The organism is Paraburkholderia sp. BL10I2N1 (genome assembly GCF_004361815.1).
GTDB lineage: Bacteria > Pseudomonadota > Gammaproteobacteria > Burkholderiales > Burkholderiaceae > Paraburkholderia.
In genome coordinates, this window is the sequence record NZ_SNWA01000003.1 from 462,320 (window position 1) to 477,402 (window position 15,083).

Annotated in this window: 13 protein-coding genes; 9 read left to right on the forward strand and 4 right to left on the reverse strand. The window is 58.4% G+C overall.

The features are described 5' to 3' along the window. The first annotated feature begins 24 nt into the window (after positions 1-24). The 3 genes from B0G77_RS40145 (at position 25) to B0G77_RS45090 (ending at position 1,360) form a co-directional block, all read left to right on the forward strand. Positions 25-576: a hypothetical protein gene (locus B0G77_RS40145; RefSeq protein ID WP_133667400.1), complete on the forward strand. Its 552-nt coding sequence runs from the start codon at positions 25-27 to the stop codon at positions 574-576. A gap of 185 nt (positions 577-761) precedes the next feature. Next, a complete protein-coding gene (locus B0G77_RS43965; RefSeq protein WP_208116594.1) occupies positions 762-1,007 on the forward strand; it encodes a hypothetical protein in 246 nt (81 codons plus the stop codon). Continuing rightward, the gene (locus B0G77_RS45090) at positions 965-1,360 is read left to right on the forward strand and encodes a hypothetical protein (protein ID WP_243751484.1); all 396 of its coding nucleotides are present in this window, start codon (positions 965-967) and stop codon (positions 1,358-1,360) included. Before B0G77_RS43965 ends, B0G77_RS45090 begins: the two co-directional genes overlap by 43 nt. 60 nt (positions 1,361-1,420) lie before the next feature. On the opposite strand, the gene B0G77_RS40160 is transcribed toward B0G77_RS45090, so the two are convergent. Continuing rightward, positions 1,421-2,818, reverse strand: coding sequence for a replication initiation protein (locus B0G77_RS40160; protein ID WP_133667401.1), 1,398 nt, complete (start codon positions 2,816-2,818; stop codon positions 1,421-1,423). A 1,023-nt stretch (positions 2,819-3,841) separates the two neighbouring features. On the opposite strand from B0G77_RS40160, the gene B0G77_RS40165 reads away from it, so the two are divergent. Next, on the forward strand, positions 3,842-5,050 hold the full coding sequence (locus B0G77_RS40165; RefSeq protein ID WP_133667402.1) for an AAA family ATPase: 1,209 nt from the start codon (positions 3,842-3,844) through the stop codon (positions 5,048-5,050). Next, on the forward strand, positions 5,047-6,024 hold the full coding sequence (locus B0G77_RS40170) for a ParB/RepB/Spo0J family partition protein (RefSeq protein WP_133667403.1): 978 nt from the start codon (positions 5,047-5,049) through the stop codon (positions 6,022-6,024). Before B0G77_RS40165 ends, B0G77_RS40170 begins: the two co-directional genes overlap by 4 nt. A gap of 886 nt (positions 6,025-6,910) precedes the next feature. Here the strand turns inward: B0G77_RS40170 and B0G77_RS40175 are convergent. Next, positions 6,911-7,618, reverse strand: a complete 708-nt coding sequence (locus B0G77_RS40175; protein WP_133667404.1) for a DUF6602 domain-containing protein — start codon at positions 7,616-7,618, stop codon at positions 6,911-6,913. 615 nt (positions 7,619-8,233) lie between these two features. On the opposite strand from B0G77_RS40175, the gene B0G77_RS40180 reads away from it, so the two are divergent. From B0G77_RS40180 to B0G77_RS40195, 4 genes are all read left to right on the forward strand, one after another. Then, positions 8,234-8,671: a hypothetical protein gene (locus B0G77_RS40180; protein ID WP_133667405.1), complete on the forward strand. Its 438-nt coding sequence runs from the start codon at positions 8,234-8,236 to the stop codon at positions 8,669-8,671. A 129-nt stretch (positions 8,672-8,800) separates the two neighbouring features. After that, entirely contained in the window at positions 8,801-10,294 is a 1,494-nt protein-coding gene (gene istA / locus B0G77_RS40185) for an IS21 family transposase (RefSeq protein ID WP_133663638.1), read from the forward strand. Further along, complete coding sequence (gene istB, locus B0G77_RS40190) at positions 10,291-11,133, forward strand: IS21-like element helper ATPase IstB (RefSeq protein WP_243751053.1); 843 nt, start codon at positions 10,291-10,293, stop codon at positions 11,131-11,133. The genes istA and istB overlap by 4 nt, the downstream gene beginning before the upstream one ends. A 53-nt stretch (positions 11,134-11,186) precedes the next feature. Next, entirely contained in the window at positions 11,187-11,516 is a 330-nt protein-coding gene (locus B0G77_RS40195) for a hypothetical protein (RefSeq protein WP_184069220.1), read from the forward strand. 708 nt (positions 11,517-12,224) lie between these two features. On the opposite strand, the gene B0G77_RS43970 is transcribed toward B0G77_RS40195, so the two are convergent. Both B0G77_RS43970 and B0G77_RS40205 read right to left on the reverse strand, forming a co-directional pair. Further along, complete coding sequence (locus B0G77_RS43970) at positions 12,225-12,659, reverse strand: hypothetical protein (protein WP_208116595.1); 435 nt, start codon at positions 12,657-12,659, stop codon at positions 12,225-12,227. Between the two features lie 1,347 nt (positions 12,660-14,006). Beyond that, positions 14,007-15,032, reverse strand: coding sequence for an IS110 family transposase (locus B0G77_RS40205; RefSeq protein WP_133667406.1), 1,026 nt, complete (start codon positions 15,030-15,032; stop codon positions 14,007-14,009). Positions 15,033-15,083 lie beyond the last annotated feature (51 nt).

Sequence of the window (15,083 nt, forward strand, 5' to 3'; positions counted from 1 at the left end):
CCGTATCCTTTCCTTCCATCATCTATGAATAACCCTACCGTTTCCCTTAGCGTCCAACGCAAAGAAGCTCAACACCGCCACTCAGATATGCGAGAAGAAAGAGCATCGACGGTTGCCATCGGTCGATTCTATGCCTGTCTAATGCAGGCAAAAGTTTGGGCCTCGCAGGCAGCACTTTCCGTCGGCCTCGGGGTATCCAAGGCACACGTGTCGCGGCACTTAAAAGCCGCTCGCCTGCCCGATGAAGTAATCAAAACCTTCGGCGACGATCGCCGGATTTCCTTTCGAACCATTGACCTTCTGGAGCAACTCTCAAAAGAGATTGGCGAGGATCGCCTGCGGCAACATGCGATTCAGTTAGGTATGCGAAAAGATCTAAGCCCACGTGACATCCTCGTCGCGTTGGCAACCGGATCCGCATCTGAACTCCCCAGTCAAGTCGTACGCCTGTCAGTTCATCGAGGCGAGCGCTATATTCGCCTTGACTCGCCACACATCCGTCGACTCAGCAAAGACCTTCCGAACTTGGAGGCCAAACTGAACCTTGCACTCAAGCTCTTGGGATTTGATGTCTGACAACGGGTCAGATACCCACGTAGACGCGGCGATATCCGCCAAGCGTCTAACCACTTATTGAAGCTGCGTTCGCGGTTGCCGTCCGCATGGTCGCCATCAAACGCTAGAGTCGCTCAACATGGCTTTGTTCGGAAGGTGGCATTGTTGTTGTAAAATTGTAAGATCAAGGGCGCAAAAAAGCACGGATGCCGTACAAAGCCAGACTCAAAGAAGGTCGGGAGCGTAAGCGCGAGAAACCTGGCTACCGGGTAACGATCTGTCGGGAATACAACGAAAGCCTGAAGAAGCGTGGAAAAATCAGCCTGTATTTCCCCAATTGCGATCTCAAGTCGCAATTCATCACCGCGTCGCCGTATGTGCGTGCAGTTTCTGGACGGCTGGCGAAGGGATGGACCGTGTTCTGCCCGCCGATATCCCGGTTGACCGCGTGATTGCAGATGGTGCTTACTACAGCATCGAGCGGGCCGAGGAACTGTCGCGATCGGGCGTGCTGCCCGTTATTCCACCGCCTTCTCATGCGGTGGTGCACGGCGAAGAACAGACGCAATGGCACGACAGGATCGTTGCATACATCCAGGAAAATTGCATTTATGCGTTCCACAAGAAGTATGGCTATGGGCAGCGCTCGCTGGTCGAAGCGCAGATCTCCCGGATCAAGCGATGCATCGGCTCGACCTTGCTCACGCAGAAGATCGAGTCGCAGGAACGCGAGGGCGTGATCATCGCGAACATCCTTATCCGGTGGAATTCCTTTGGCAGGCCCGTTTCTTCCAAAAATGGATAGTTGCGCCAGCCGAAAGGAAACTCGCACCCTTCGGCCCAAAGCCCCGTTGCTTTGGGCCGGTCAGGCGCGCGCTCGAGCTGCCTTGGGTTTGTTGCGCAGGTACACGAAGTGGTAAAAGGCGAAGGAAAGGTCTGCGTGGTTGAGCACGTCTGCCTCGCCAATGGTGGCTACGTTTAATTTGAGACGCTTGATGGCCAGCTTGCCAGACGGAGACGCTATGTAAGCGCGCATGAGGTCTTTCCTCGCACGTGCGTCGCACTGGTCAAAAGCTTCGCGACCAGCGCGGACCTCCTCGGCCAATCGCAGCTTCGCTTCTTCCTCACGAGCTGCGCTGTTCGCTTCAACCGCGAGTCTCGTGGTAGTTCTGGCAGTCACCTCCGCCTGCTCTTCCGTGGCTTTCTGGGCCAGTACCGTTTTCATCCGGCGCTCAGCCTCTGAAAGCTTGTAGCCCTCAGTGAGGGCCTTCATGAGATAGCCCGCCGGACTCTTTACCACCTTCGCGTCATCGATCTTTGCTCGGGTGTATTCGATTGCATCCAGGATGCGGTCATCGGACCAGATGGCGCGGTTCTGCGAGATGACGTTGAACTGCTTTTCCGTGAAGCCGAATTCGTTTTTCAATGTGGTGTAGGTTTCCTTCAACCCAATCAGGCTCGCGCGGACAGTGTCGGCCCCTCCCTTTCTGGAAAGCCTGAAGCGTATCCGGTCAATCTTCTTGGACTTCGGACTTTCGGTGCGCGTCTCGTAGCTCAGCTCGATGTCAGAGACCTCGTTGATTTGTTTCACTGCAGGCTCAAGACTGTCCCGCTTGAAATACTTGAAGACTGTCGCGCTGGAGCCCGCTTTGCCAGGCCAGTTTCGGATCACGTCGATTTCAAACCAATCGGTGATGCCGTCCATCACGTACGCAATGACGTGGTCATAGATTGCGCGTGCGTAAGTGAGGGTGAAGGCCGACGTGATGCGAAGGCTCAACCAGTGCGACTTTTCCGGGTCCTTGATGTGGCGGATGAGCGGTTGGGGGACTTCAAACGTTATGCGTCCTTTGTCGATACCGACAATGCCGAGCAATTGCACGGATACCCATTTTTCGTCTTCAGTGGAGGTGCTGCCCGGGGGCGCCGCAGACACCTGAATGAGGGCCTTCTGTGCTTCGGATACGACTGCTCTCAGGTGCTTGTAGTTGTAGCTGTCGTAACGCATGAGCCACCTGAAGTAGCTCAGTTCGACATCGTAATATTTTGGTGTGGTCGGCTCCTGCGCCACGATGAAGTGCGCTGCGTCAAGCAGGCGACGCGCGGTGACTCCGACGTCCGTGACATCGACGAAAACGTTGTTCCGCTGATAGCCGATTTCCTTGGTGGACTTATGGATCGGCGTGTCGGTCGCCAACATTTCCTCAAACAGCTCGAGCGACATCTGGCGCGACGTGGCGCGTGCCGATACCTCGGTTGACATCGTGTTTCTCTTTATTGGTTGTTAGCCGCGAAAACTCTAACACGGGTAGGTGAGATGTCAAAACAAAAAGACTCACCATCAAACCGCTGTTTCAACAATTAAGCTCACCCACCTTCACGCCCGAAAACGCCACCAATTTGGCTCACCAGGGTGCCGAACGTCTGCTCGGGGTCTGCGCTCTACCCCGTTGGTTTTGTGTTTTGAAAGTCTTAGAAACAACAAACCCACCAACATACAGGGAGCGTCTAACTTCAGCAAAAACAATGACTTAACAATACAAAGGTGAGTGATTTTGTGTCAAAGGTGAGCCCTTTTGTAGGGCAAAGGTGAATGGAATTCCTCTACGAGCGTGAAATGTTTACCCGCTCTGGGTGAGACCTTCTGTTGCGGCCGGCGCGATGGTGAGGTGAATTGTGGAAACCGTTCGCGATGTCGCGGAAAGCCTTCAGTAGCGGGGTACCCTGCGAACGAGACGTCCGAAGGTGGTGAGGGTTTTTGTTGGCGAAGGTGAGTTAATTTGTGTTGACTGCCGCAGCCTTGCGTCGAATCAGGACGAAGACGCTACGGGTCAGCTAGCCAGAGAGAGTCCAAGGCGAACATCCGACGTGGTTGGCTCGACGGTGAGGAGAATTGTGACGGGGGTGATAAGGAGGTTGACGGTGAGGAATATTGTGGGAAGTCCGGTTGAAGCAGCGATTGGCGTACATCGCAAGACTGATAGGTCCCAAACGGATCCGCTCACGTCTTCTCGCACTGTATCCAACAAAACATCTCACCCACCATTGGGACCGAGCCGTTAAGGGTTCAACAATTTTCCTCACCCTGACCTTTCAACATGCATTCGCAAAAACCTGTGTTTGCCGCCTCGGTTTCTTTCCACATTACGGAATTTAAAAAGGTTTTCGGTTGCGAAATAGCTACTTACGTTCGCTTTCTAAGAAACGGCGCCAAGTTAGCGGTACATTTTTGTATTTATCTAGTACTCTACGCTTCATCTCGATTTCGGGCTAAACCTTAAAAATCATGTCCAAAGCAGAATTCCCTGCAATTACGCGAAGAGTGACCCTGGGCGAGCTTGCGGGTTTCGCGGAGACCCTTAACACGCTCACGGAGGACTTGCGTAACAGTATCTTGACGCCGAAACCGCGAAAGGCGGCTCCTTCATTCACCACGGCGGAGGTCGCCGAACTTTGCGGACTGGATCGCACGAAGATTCATTACCAGGCCACCCGCGAAGGGAGCACGTTGCCATTGGGGGAGGCATCGGGTACCGGGCGTAGCCGCCATTTCACTCTCGCTGAAGCGCGAACCTACGTGCAGCAGCTATCTGAAATATATCAGTCGCCGCTGGTCACCGGGTCACGCGGTGCGGACGGAAAGGTCATCCTGGTCGCCAACTTCAAAGGTGGTTCGACTAAGACAACGACATCAATGTGTCTTGCGCAGGGATTGTCGCTCCGCGGTCGGCGGGTGCTCGCCATCGACCTGGACCCGCAGGCATCACTTTCCGAGCTATGTGGGCTGTATGCAGAGAAGGAGGTTGATGAGGATTCGACGGTGTTGCCGTTCATCTATGACCAGACGATCGAAGGCGGGCTGTCATCATTCATCAAGCAGACCTACTGGGACGGTCTGGACGTGATCGCAGCACACCCCTCCTTGTTCAGTGCGGAGTTCTACATCCCGTCGATGCTCAAGAGTAAGCCCAGCTTTCAATTCTGGGCAATCCTCCGGGAGGGTCTTGCGTCGCTTCGCAGCCAGTACGACTACATCATTCTCGATACGGCGCCTTCATTGTCCTATCTGACGCTCAATGCGTTGATGGCTGCGGATTCAATGGTCATGCCGCTGGTTCCGGAAAGTCTCGACTTCATCAGTTCAGTGTCATTCTGGGGCCTATTCTCCGACATCGCGCGCAACTTCATGGAGAGAGAGGCAAACAAGGCCTACGACTTCATTTCGGTCATCCTCTCAAAAGTCGATAACAGCCCGACGTCGTCGGCTTCCGTCGTTCGTCCGTGGACTCAACGGGCCTACGGCGATTGGCTGACGACAACCGAAATTCCGGCAAGCTCGGCGATGAGTAGCGGCGCGCTTGCCTTGTCGACGGTGTTTGACTTGAGCAAGAAAGACGCGAGTTCGAAGACTGTCGAGCGGGTCCGTCAGCCGCTCAGGGAATACTGCAAGTGGATTGACGACATGTACGTCGAACAGTGGAGGCTCGGTAAATGAATATCCGTGCTCGAATGGCCGAACAGACCGCCAATCTGCGTTCTGCTTCAGATATCCCGAAGGACGAAGTCGCAGCCTCCAGGCAAATGAACGATAAACCGAAGACCGGACCGGGAATGGCTGCTGCCTTGGCTGCGGCTAATATCAAGATTCAAGAACTGGAGACGCGCGGCGCGCAATCTGTGTTGCCCGTGTCAGAGATAGTGCCGAACCCGTGGCAGCCCCGGAGGGTTTTCAACGAGGGGAAGCTAGCTGAACTGGCCGAGTCGATTCGCGAAGTTGGGCTGGTACAACCGATCGTCGTTCGCCGAACGGAGTCCGCCTATCAGATTGTTGCGGGCGAGCGGCGTTGGCGCGCGCACAAGCTGATCGGATTTGAGGAAATAAAAGTCCTCGTCGTTGATTGCACGGACCAGGATATGGCGGTGCTGGCGCTGGTGGAAAACATCGGTCGGGATGACCTGGCCGACTATGAGATTTCCATCTCCATTCGCCGTACCGAAAAAGAGTTTCCGAATCGCACCCGTTTGGCGGAAGCTGTCGGCATGAGCCGGCGGGGGCTGTACAGATACCTCGCATTCGAAAGCTTACCCGTGTTCATCACGAGCGACCTCGATATCAATCCGACGCTTATCGGTGGCAATGCCGCCGACGCTATTGCGAATGTCATCAAGAAGCATGGTGAGGAAGCGGTTACCGCTGCCCGAGAGCTTTGGCCGGAAGTCGTATCGGGAAACCTAGACCAAGGTAGATATGCTCCGGCGATTGCTGCCTTGGTGGGCCGTCGTGCATCTAGCACAACTGCTCGCGAGCGTTCAATCGAGAAGTTTTTTGCGGGAAATAATCACGCAGGCAGTATTACCAAGGACGTGAACAGCTTTACCGTAAAAATCAAAACGGGGGTCCTGTCAGATGCACAGGAGACGCGGATTCGCCAGGTCATAAGCGAGTTGTTTAACGGCGGTCCCTCCTGAGCGAGGCATGGCTGATGGGTCTGGAGCCCGCATCGACGCGGGCTTTTTTTCGGCTGCGAGATCCAGCGTGCTGTAGCCGCCGTTACACGCGATGCCGATGCGAGTTCACAGCTTGGCTCCTCGGGGCCGGGTACAGGCCCAGTGCGGCGGAGGCGCATGGTAGCGAACGGCAGTGTGCTACTAGGCACACTTTTCATACGCGCCGCGGATTGTGGGGGCTCGAGAGTCAGCTGCCTATCAACATCCCTTGCGGCCGCGTGATTGAAGTTAGCCGTGCCTCGGCACGCGCGGTGAAGGAGTGTGCTACTAGGCACACTTTCCCGAGGAGGCCTCTTGCGAGGCGACCCGAGTCGGCTGCAAAGCCGGCAGCGCTCCGCTGCCGTATGCCGCCGGTGAAGTGTCTGGATCCGAACACTTTGCCCAGCGGACGATGGCTGCTGTCGCCAGCCCAGATTGGATTCGCGGACAAGAGACAGCTGGCTGCTCGCCGGCTACTGGGGCCGATATGTGCCCAAAATGTGCCCCAAGGAGAGATGCGCCTAAGAGAAGTGCCCAAAGAGTGCCCTAGCAGCGATGTGCTCAAAAAGTGCGGGGAAACGGATTTCGTGAGACTGGGGCGCTTTTCGTGAGACTCGAAAAACGGAAATAACGAGACTGCCCGGAGCGGGAGAAGCGTTGCGTTGCTGTGATACGGTGGTGGGGCTACGGGGCAGTCCGGCACACGATCGCCTGGCACGCAGTCCAGTGTTTCACTTTAGATAGGGGATGTACGCACTGAAATCGATCGGTGCGACCGTGCCGACTTGCCGCAGGCGCTGCAGCAGGGTGAACAGGAAAAAGGCCAATGCGGTGTCAGTGCCGCTGACGACCAATTCAGCGGCCTCGCTCAGAAACGCGCCAGCTCGCGCGACACACCCAAGGTCAATCGGGCGCTCCGGCCAAGCCCGCTATGACCTCGGGAAACGGTTCTCCGAAGGGCGGCGACCACCCCACTATCCGTGCACAACAGCCCAGCCAGAATGGGAATCGGTGGTTTCAGCGCCGTCGCCCCCAAGGTCAATCGGGCGCTCCGGCCAAGCCCGCCATGACCTCGGGAAACGGTTCTCCGAAGGGCGGCGACCACCCCACTATCCGTGCACAACAGCCCAGCCAGAATGGGAATCGGTGGTTTCAGCGCCGTCGCCCCTCGAATGTCGACCGTTGCAGCGCTGGTGCGATGCAGACCGCGCACGGAGGCGGCCTTGTCCCCGGCATGGCTCTTATCGACCGATTGCTTAACTTCGAACACGGCATAGACCGGTTCCGCAAGCACGTACAGGAAGTCTTGGTGCTTCAGCACGAGATGGGTGTACTGGCCGTCGTAGACCACGATGTCAATTGAGTCACTGCAATTTCCTCGGTTATCGATCACGGTCGCCTTGTCGGCGCGATAGCGCTCCGGCAGGTGTCTGACCAGCATCCCCAGCCAGTTCGCTTCAACTGCGGCCCCTTTGTCACCGGGGTGGTTGATAGCGCTGCGTGCAAGCGCCAGGTCGCCGGCGAGCGACGCCTGCAGGTTCGCGAAGAGCAGTTTCAAGTCAACCTGATTTGGCATTGCATCACCACACGAAATCGCTGTAGTAAGGCCGCGCACGCGCTACACCGGCGGCTTGCGCGATCGCTTGCTTTTCCGCTTGCGATAGGTCGACGGGGCCGACAGTGTGTTTCAAATCCCGAGCCTTTTTGCGCACAATTGCTCGCGGCTCGATCGGGCTTGGCTCTTCGTCGAGTGCGATAGGGATAGGCATCTTCGCCGTAAAGGAGGGGACTTGCGCCGATTCGTGTCAGTCAGAATCAGACCTGCAGAGGACCGTGAGAATGCTGGCCGCCGTGCATCGGTCTGTCCAAACGATTGCCGCTGACGGGTATTCGCGCTCCGCTCATCGGTGCCCGGTGTCTTGACTCTCGCTGCGGGTAGGATGAAATAGGCCGAGTGGAGGCTTTCTGGAAAAGCGGCATTTTTGACGTCCTTTCGGAACCCATTGGCCATTCCGTGCCTAGATAGATACTTCGACTGAATCGTTGACCATAAAACATGCACCCTCACCTCTCAGAGCCAATACATAAGGTCGTCGACGACCCGCTTCGCCTCGCCACGCTTTATCGGGCTGGCTACGGCAAGCAGTGGAACTCGCTACGGGAGGCGGCAGCCCACCTTAGGGCCTTCAACATGGCTATCGGCTTCGCGCGAATCCGAGAGGCCGTAGCAGTTTCTGAGCTTCCCGCCGAGGTATTCCAGCTGTTCGACGTTGTCGGAATAGTCAACCATACCGCGCGCGGGCTGCTCCGCGCTGCGCGCGAGCATGGTCTGGAAGCACTTGTAGCTCGCGCTAAAGAAGTGGACGCGACTGGGAAGGCGAGAGCACAGATCCTCGCTTTACTCTGCGACGGTGAGGTTCCCGCCACGTCTTACCTGCGCACAAGCTACCGACCGCTCGCGCTCGCAGAAAAATATAACGAGGGGCTAAGGATAGGCGCTTGGTCATCGACGACTGAAGCTGCTCACGCCTTGGGCATCCATCAATCGCGAATCGTGAAGGCGAACAAGATCGCTTCTCTTCCGGGGGAAGTGAAATGGGCGGCGACAATTATCTTGGCCGGTCGTTGACGATTGTTTTGGCCGGTGGTGAGGAGTCGGAGGCGGCGTAGCCGCCGGAGACGACGAACCACCGGCGGCGCCGCGTCGGCGGGGCTTTAGGATGGGCTGATCGAAGCTTTAAGAAGAAGCCGTCAGCTCATGTCTGGAACCCGCATTACCGACCAACAGGTTCGTCTTTACATGACCAAGCGCAAACACCATCCGCAGGAAGTCGCGGCCGCCAAGGCCGGAATAAGCGTGCGTTCCGCACGCCGCATCGAGCGTGACGCGACTCTGCCATCCCAGAAGCCTCGGCGCTCCTGGCGCACCCGTCCCGATCAGTTCGCCGATGTCTGGGATAGCGAAGTTTTACCGCTACTGCGTAACGCTCCCCATCTGATGGGCATTACGATCCTGCGCAAGCTGCAGGAGGATCACCCGGAGCGCTATCCCGACAGCATGCGCCGCACGCTGGAGCGACGCATTCATCAATGGCGGGCGCTTGAGGGCCCCAGTCAGGAGATCTTCTTCCCCCAGGAGCATCAGCCCGGCGTGCGTGGGCTGTCGGACTTCACCGATATGAGCAAGCTGTGCGTGACGATTGGCGGCGCACCGTTCGCGCACCGGCTGTACCACTTCGTGCTGGCGTTCTCACGCTGGGAGTATGCCTACGTAGTCGAGGGCGGCGAGAGCTTCGAGGCCCTCGCAACCGGATTGCAGAACGCCCTGTGGCAGGCGGGAGGTTGCCCTCGCGAGCATCGCACCGACAGCCTGTCGGCCGCCTTCAAAAACCTGAGCGAGAAGGAGGACTTCACGATCCGTTACAAGGCGCTGCTCGATCATTACGACATGCAGGGCACGCGCAACAATCGCGGTCTGGGTCACGAGAACGGGAGTATCGAATCCTCGCACCGGTATCTGAAGGACGCGGTCGATCAGGCCTTGATGCTTCGTGGCCATCGCGACTTCGCTGATCGTGCTGCCTACGATGAATTCATCCGCGAGCAGGTGATGCGTCGAAACCGGCGCAACGCCGCCGCGTTCCGTATCGAGCGCCAGCAGCTTCAGGATCTGCCGGAGTACCGTTCCACCGACTTCGTCGAGGAGGAGGCTCCTGTGACCCGCTGCAGTACGTTCACGGTGCGCGGCATCCTCTACAGTGCGCCGTCGCGCCTGATTGGTCACCGGCTGAAGGTGCGCGTCTACGGCGACCGGCTCGACTGTTACCTGTCCGGCGTGCTGGTGCACAGCACCGCACGGGGCTCCCGTGCGCACGACAACCGCCACGCGCTAGATTACCGCCACTTCATTGGCTCCCTGAAGCGCAAACCGCAGGCATTCAAGGGGCTCGCGTTTCGTGACGCACTGTTCCCGCGCGAGGCCTACCGCCGGACCTGGGAACAACTCGATTCCCGCCTGTCGCAACGCGAAGCATGCAAGACGATGGTTGGCCTGCTTGAACTCGCCGGCCTGCACGGCGTGGAGGCCGTACTGGCCGGACAGCTTGACGTGTTGCTGGAAGCCGGCGAGCTGCCCGATCTCAAAGCGCTGCGTGAGCAGTACGCGCCCCGTGAGGCCTCGTGTCCTGAAGTGGAGGTTCAGATGCCGCCCGTTGCCGTCTATGACGAACTGCTCGAGGAGATGGCAGCATGAACGCGCCCGCACATGACGGTGGCCGCCTGGCCCTGATGCTCAACGAGCTGCGCTTGCCAACGATCGGCAGGTTGTGGCCCGAGTTCGCGGAGCGCTCGGACAAGGAAGGCTGGCAGGCCACGCGACTGCTTGGCGCACTGCTTGAGCACGAGCTGGCTGAGCGCGCCAAACGACGCATCGAGCGGCACCGCACCGAGTCGCAGATGGACCCGACCAAGACGCTCGCCACCTTCGACTTCAGCGCCGTGCCAATGGTCTCGAAGGCCCATGTCACGGCGCTGGCCACCGGCGAGTCATGGCTGGAGAAAGGCGCCACGGTCCTTCTGTTCGGGCCACCTGGTGTCGGCAAGAGCCATCTCGGATCGGCCATCGGGCACGCCCTGATCGATGCCGGATACCGCGTGCTGTTCACGCGCACCAGCGAACTCGTCCAGAAGCTGCAGGCGGCACGCCAGAGCCTGCAGTTGCCTTCCGCACTGGCCAAGCTCGACCGCTTCGACCTCATCGTCCTCGATGACCTGTCGTACGCCCGCAAGGACCAGGCCGAGACCAGCGTGCTGTTCGAACTGATTGCCGAGAGGTACGAGCGTAAAAGTCTTCTGATAACGGCCAATCAACCGTTCTCGGGCTGGAATGACGTGTTCCCTGACCCCGGCATGACGGTCGCCGCCATCGACCGGCTTGTGCATCATTCGACGATCTTCGAGCTCAACGTCGAAAGCTACCGCCGCCGCAAGGCCGGCGACAAACAGAACGCACGGCGGCGTCAATTACACGACGACAACCCTGCCATCCCGTTCAGTGGCCCGCCACCTGAGGACGGCAACGTTGCGCAGTAACGCATCCGTGACCCGGTAACGGGTCACGAAATCGACCGGATCTGGACAGGAAAATGGCAAAAACAGCAGCACAACGGCAAGCCGAATATCGGGCCCGGCGCCCTCATTCGGGCTCGGACGATAACGGTCAGCGTCGCCTGAACGCCTGGATTGACACCCGCGCCTTCCTCGCGCTTGCCCGGGTGGCGCGCCGTTACGCAGTAACGAAACAGGAATTGATCGAGAAACTGATCATCGCGGAAGAGGAGCGTGTTCTCGCGGGGATCGATTGCGATTCAGCGCAGTGGCAGGAGTACTTCGACAGCCCATTGTTACGCAGTAACGATGAGCGTCAACTACGCGATTACCCACCGACAACTACGAAGGAGCAACGTCAAATATGACCTTATAACCAGCGACAATTACCCCGTTGACCGGCCAAGATAGTTGTCGCTGACCGGCCATGCTGCTTGACGCTGTCTATGAAAGCACTTTTTCCTAGTATTGGGGCTACATTGGGGTGGGAGCTCGTCCAACTAACGAAGGTGCGGGGACGTAAAGCGATGAGAAGCGTGGCTCTTCAGGCGAGCACGGCGATTCCGCGGCTCTCAAAGGAAGAGTTGATGAACCGCTTGGTAGGTTTAAAAGGGAAAACCGTTGACGTAAAGGTGAGAAGAGCAGCGGGAAAACTTGTGCTCGAATTTCACTGCGATGCTGCCGATCCCGCCAGCGAATCGCATCTGTCAATGATAGCCACGTGGCTTTCGGCCCTAGGCCCAGCGGGCCGTTGATTCTCTCAAAAGTCGATATACTGAATTTGAGCGGAAGCGGTTTTTCGCGCGCTCTCACGCGTAGTCCCGAGTCCTACGACTGCAACGGAGGAGAAACAAGCCGGTCCCGGCGTGCACGCAAACGAGCACGGCATGCTAGGGCTTGCGCGGCTCAGGCGCTAATGGGTCTCCTGTCCGGGCGCCGATCGGAAAACACTTTGCGCCGAGCCGTTGCTGTGCGCTTGCCTGCCGAAGGAACGATTCGACTTCCCGGTACTGATGGCCAAGTTCCGCCGTTGCATCGCTCGCGCAGCGCCGTCGCGGTTGCTGCGAAGAAGCGCTTCACCGCCTTGTAGAGTTGATCAGGGTGGAATGCTTCGCTTGGCGCGCGAGGGCGGCCAGCGCCGCTTCGACGTCGGCGCCGCTTTCGGCCGCTTCGCGGCGTACGCGGCCAATGTCGCGCTTGTCGGGCAGGGCCGGAATGAGCGGGGTGCCGACCGGGCAGGCCAGCGGGTCGCGCGGAAAGCCGCGCGCCTGAATGTAGTCGCCGAGTGCCTCGAGCACACTGGGCACAAGCGGAATGAAACGTTCCTTCGCACCCTTGCCCACGACGCGCAGCAGGTGGATCGAGCCGACTTCGGCTTCGGCGTAACGGACAGTGATGTCGTCGGTGAAGGCCCCCGCACAGTTCCGCGCGGCGCACTCCCGTGCTGTACGTGAAGGCGAGCACGAAGCGCATGCGGGCTGCGCAGCAGAGTCGGACTGGGGGCCGAGCACGCGCGCGCATTGCAAACGTCCAGGCTTCCCTCGTCAGGCTGCGCTCCACCTGGATGCGCGGCTTCGCGGCAACCCGCCGCTCATTTCCCGCCTCGTCGGGTTCGCTGCCGAGAAATACCCTGATCTTGGCGAAGGCGTTGTGGTCAAGGTACTAGGCAGCGACGAGATCACCGAAGCACTTTTTCAGGGCCGCGAGCGCGTCCTGACGGCTCTTGACCGACAGCGGGCCGCGAAACGGGCGCCACCCAGGTTCGCCGCGCGGCACGGCGCAGTGCATCACCCAGTGCGCGGCCGGTTGCGGATCAACGAGGAACCGGTTGATGTATTCGCGCGCGTCGTTGATGTCGAGGCTCGACAGCGGTTTGCCTTTCGCAAAGATCGCCCATAGCAGCTGCCGCTCGGCTTCGGCCCGGTACTTGTCCCGCGCATTCGGATTCTCATAGTCGGCCAGCCAGAATCCGATGGTTCTGCGCGCCGCTGTTGTCCTTGATCAGGTGGCGGTCCGCGCCGCGCGAGCCGTCGAGCGCCGCCGGGATGAGGAAGTAATTCCAGCGGCACGACGCCCGTGACCGGCTCCCCTCCGTCCGCCGAAGTAAAGGTCATTGCGGCGCAAACGCGGAATCCGCTCGAAACTGCGGATTCGCCCGTCGCCTTGCTACAAGATTTGAATGCCGTAGAAACGAAAGAAAAACTGAAACACGCGTCGATCCGAGCCGAGTTTTGGAAAACGCGTCGGCATTCGCGCTACGCAAGCACGGAACTTCGCCTTAGGCTGAAGCGAAAATATTCTTCCTCCGTGAAACATCTGGATGAGAAATTGTTGTGTATCTAAATTATTGAAACATAAGAAATTTATCGTTGTTTTAACACAAATGTTTCACGAAAAGCTCACCTGAACTGGACGAGAGAACAAGCATTGCGGGCGTTGTTCCGGTCCATCGGACGGTTCGACCAACAGCCAGCCGCATTTGTAGTGATTCATACGTTATTCGTAATTTTTTTCTTGGTCGAGCGCGGTCGCGCGCTCCACAAATCGTTGTTCCATTTGCTGATTCCACCACCGACGTAGACGAGAGCGTGCAAAATCTATGGTCCACCACATTTTTGCAACCCTGATCTTCGATGGCGAGTTGGCTTGCCTAAATCTATTCGGCGTCGTTGTGGGGACTGCTCCCCGCGCCACGATGAGATTCGCGCCTGACGATCCTTAACAGTTGGTCGGCTTCGGAAAGCCTCTTTTGCACTCAGGTTCTTCGTCAGGCCGGTGTGCCGTTTACGTCATCAATTTTCAATCGTCGCAAAACCAGGTGGGTGTACTTCGATAAAGCGTCGTTCAGGATCGAGGGCTCAGGCAGGCATGGCGCGCGCTCCTGCATCGAATCTGGTGTTGCGGGTCGCCAGCGCCCACGCAGTGCGTGCCAGCTTGTTCGCGAGTGCGCAGGCCACCACGTTCGAGTGTCGTCTTGTCAGCATTGCCCGGACCCAGTCGGCGAGCCGGCCGCACTGCCGGTCGAGCCGCTGCATGTAGGCACGGGCGCACTGGACCAGCAGGCGCCGGATGTTCTTGTCGCCTCTTTTGCTGATCCCCAGCAGATTGGCCTTGCCGCCGGTGCTGTACTGGCGTGGTACCAGTCCGACCGACGCGGCGAAGTCCCGACTGCAGCCGTACTGCTTGCCGTCGCCCATTTCGGCGGCCAACACACTCGCCGTGATCGGGCCGACGCCAGGAATTGACAGCAGGCGCTGGCCGAGATCGTCTTCCGCGAGCTGGACGGCTATGTCCTTGTCGATCGCGCCGATCTGTTCGCTGAGATACTTGAAGTGGGCGTGCAGACGCTCGAGAATAGTGACCAGGCGCGGCGGTAGCGGGTGCTCGGCAAGTACGGCAGGCAGACGCTTGATGACAGCGTGGCCAACCGGAAGGCTGATGCCAAACTCAAGCAGGAAACCGTGCATCTGGTCGCTGGTCTTGGTGCGATCGCGCACGAGCGAATCGCGGACCCGGTGCAGGGCGGACAGCGTCTGCTGCGATTCCGTCTTCGGCGTCACGAATCTCATCGCCGGCCGCGACGCTGCTTCGCAGATCGCCTCGGCATCGACAAAATCATTCTTGTTTGACTTGACGAATGGCCTGACGAACTGCGGCGAGATCAGCTTGACCGTGTGCCCGAATGCGGCCAGCTTGCGGGCCATATGATGCGAACCGGCGCAGGCCTCCATGATGACGGTACAGGCATGAAACGTCGCGAAGAATTCGATCAGTTGCTTGCGGCTCAGTTTTTTGCGGACCACGGCCTTGCCTTTTGCGTCCTGCCCATGCAGATGAAAGCTGTGTTTGCCCAGATCGATACCAACGAGCGTTACGTCGTCCATGATGGTCTCCAGTTCGGTATGAACACTGCCAGCCTAATCTATCCGGCGGGG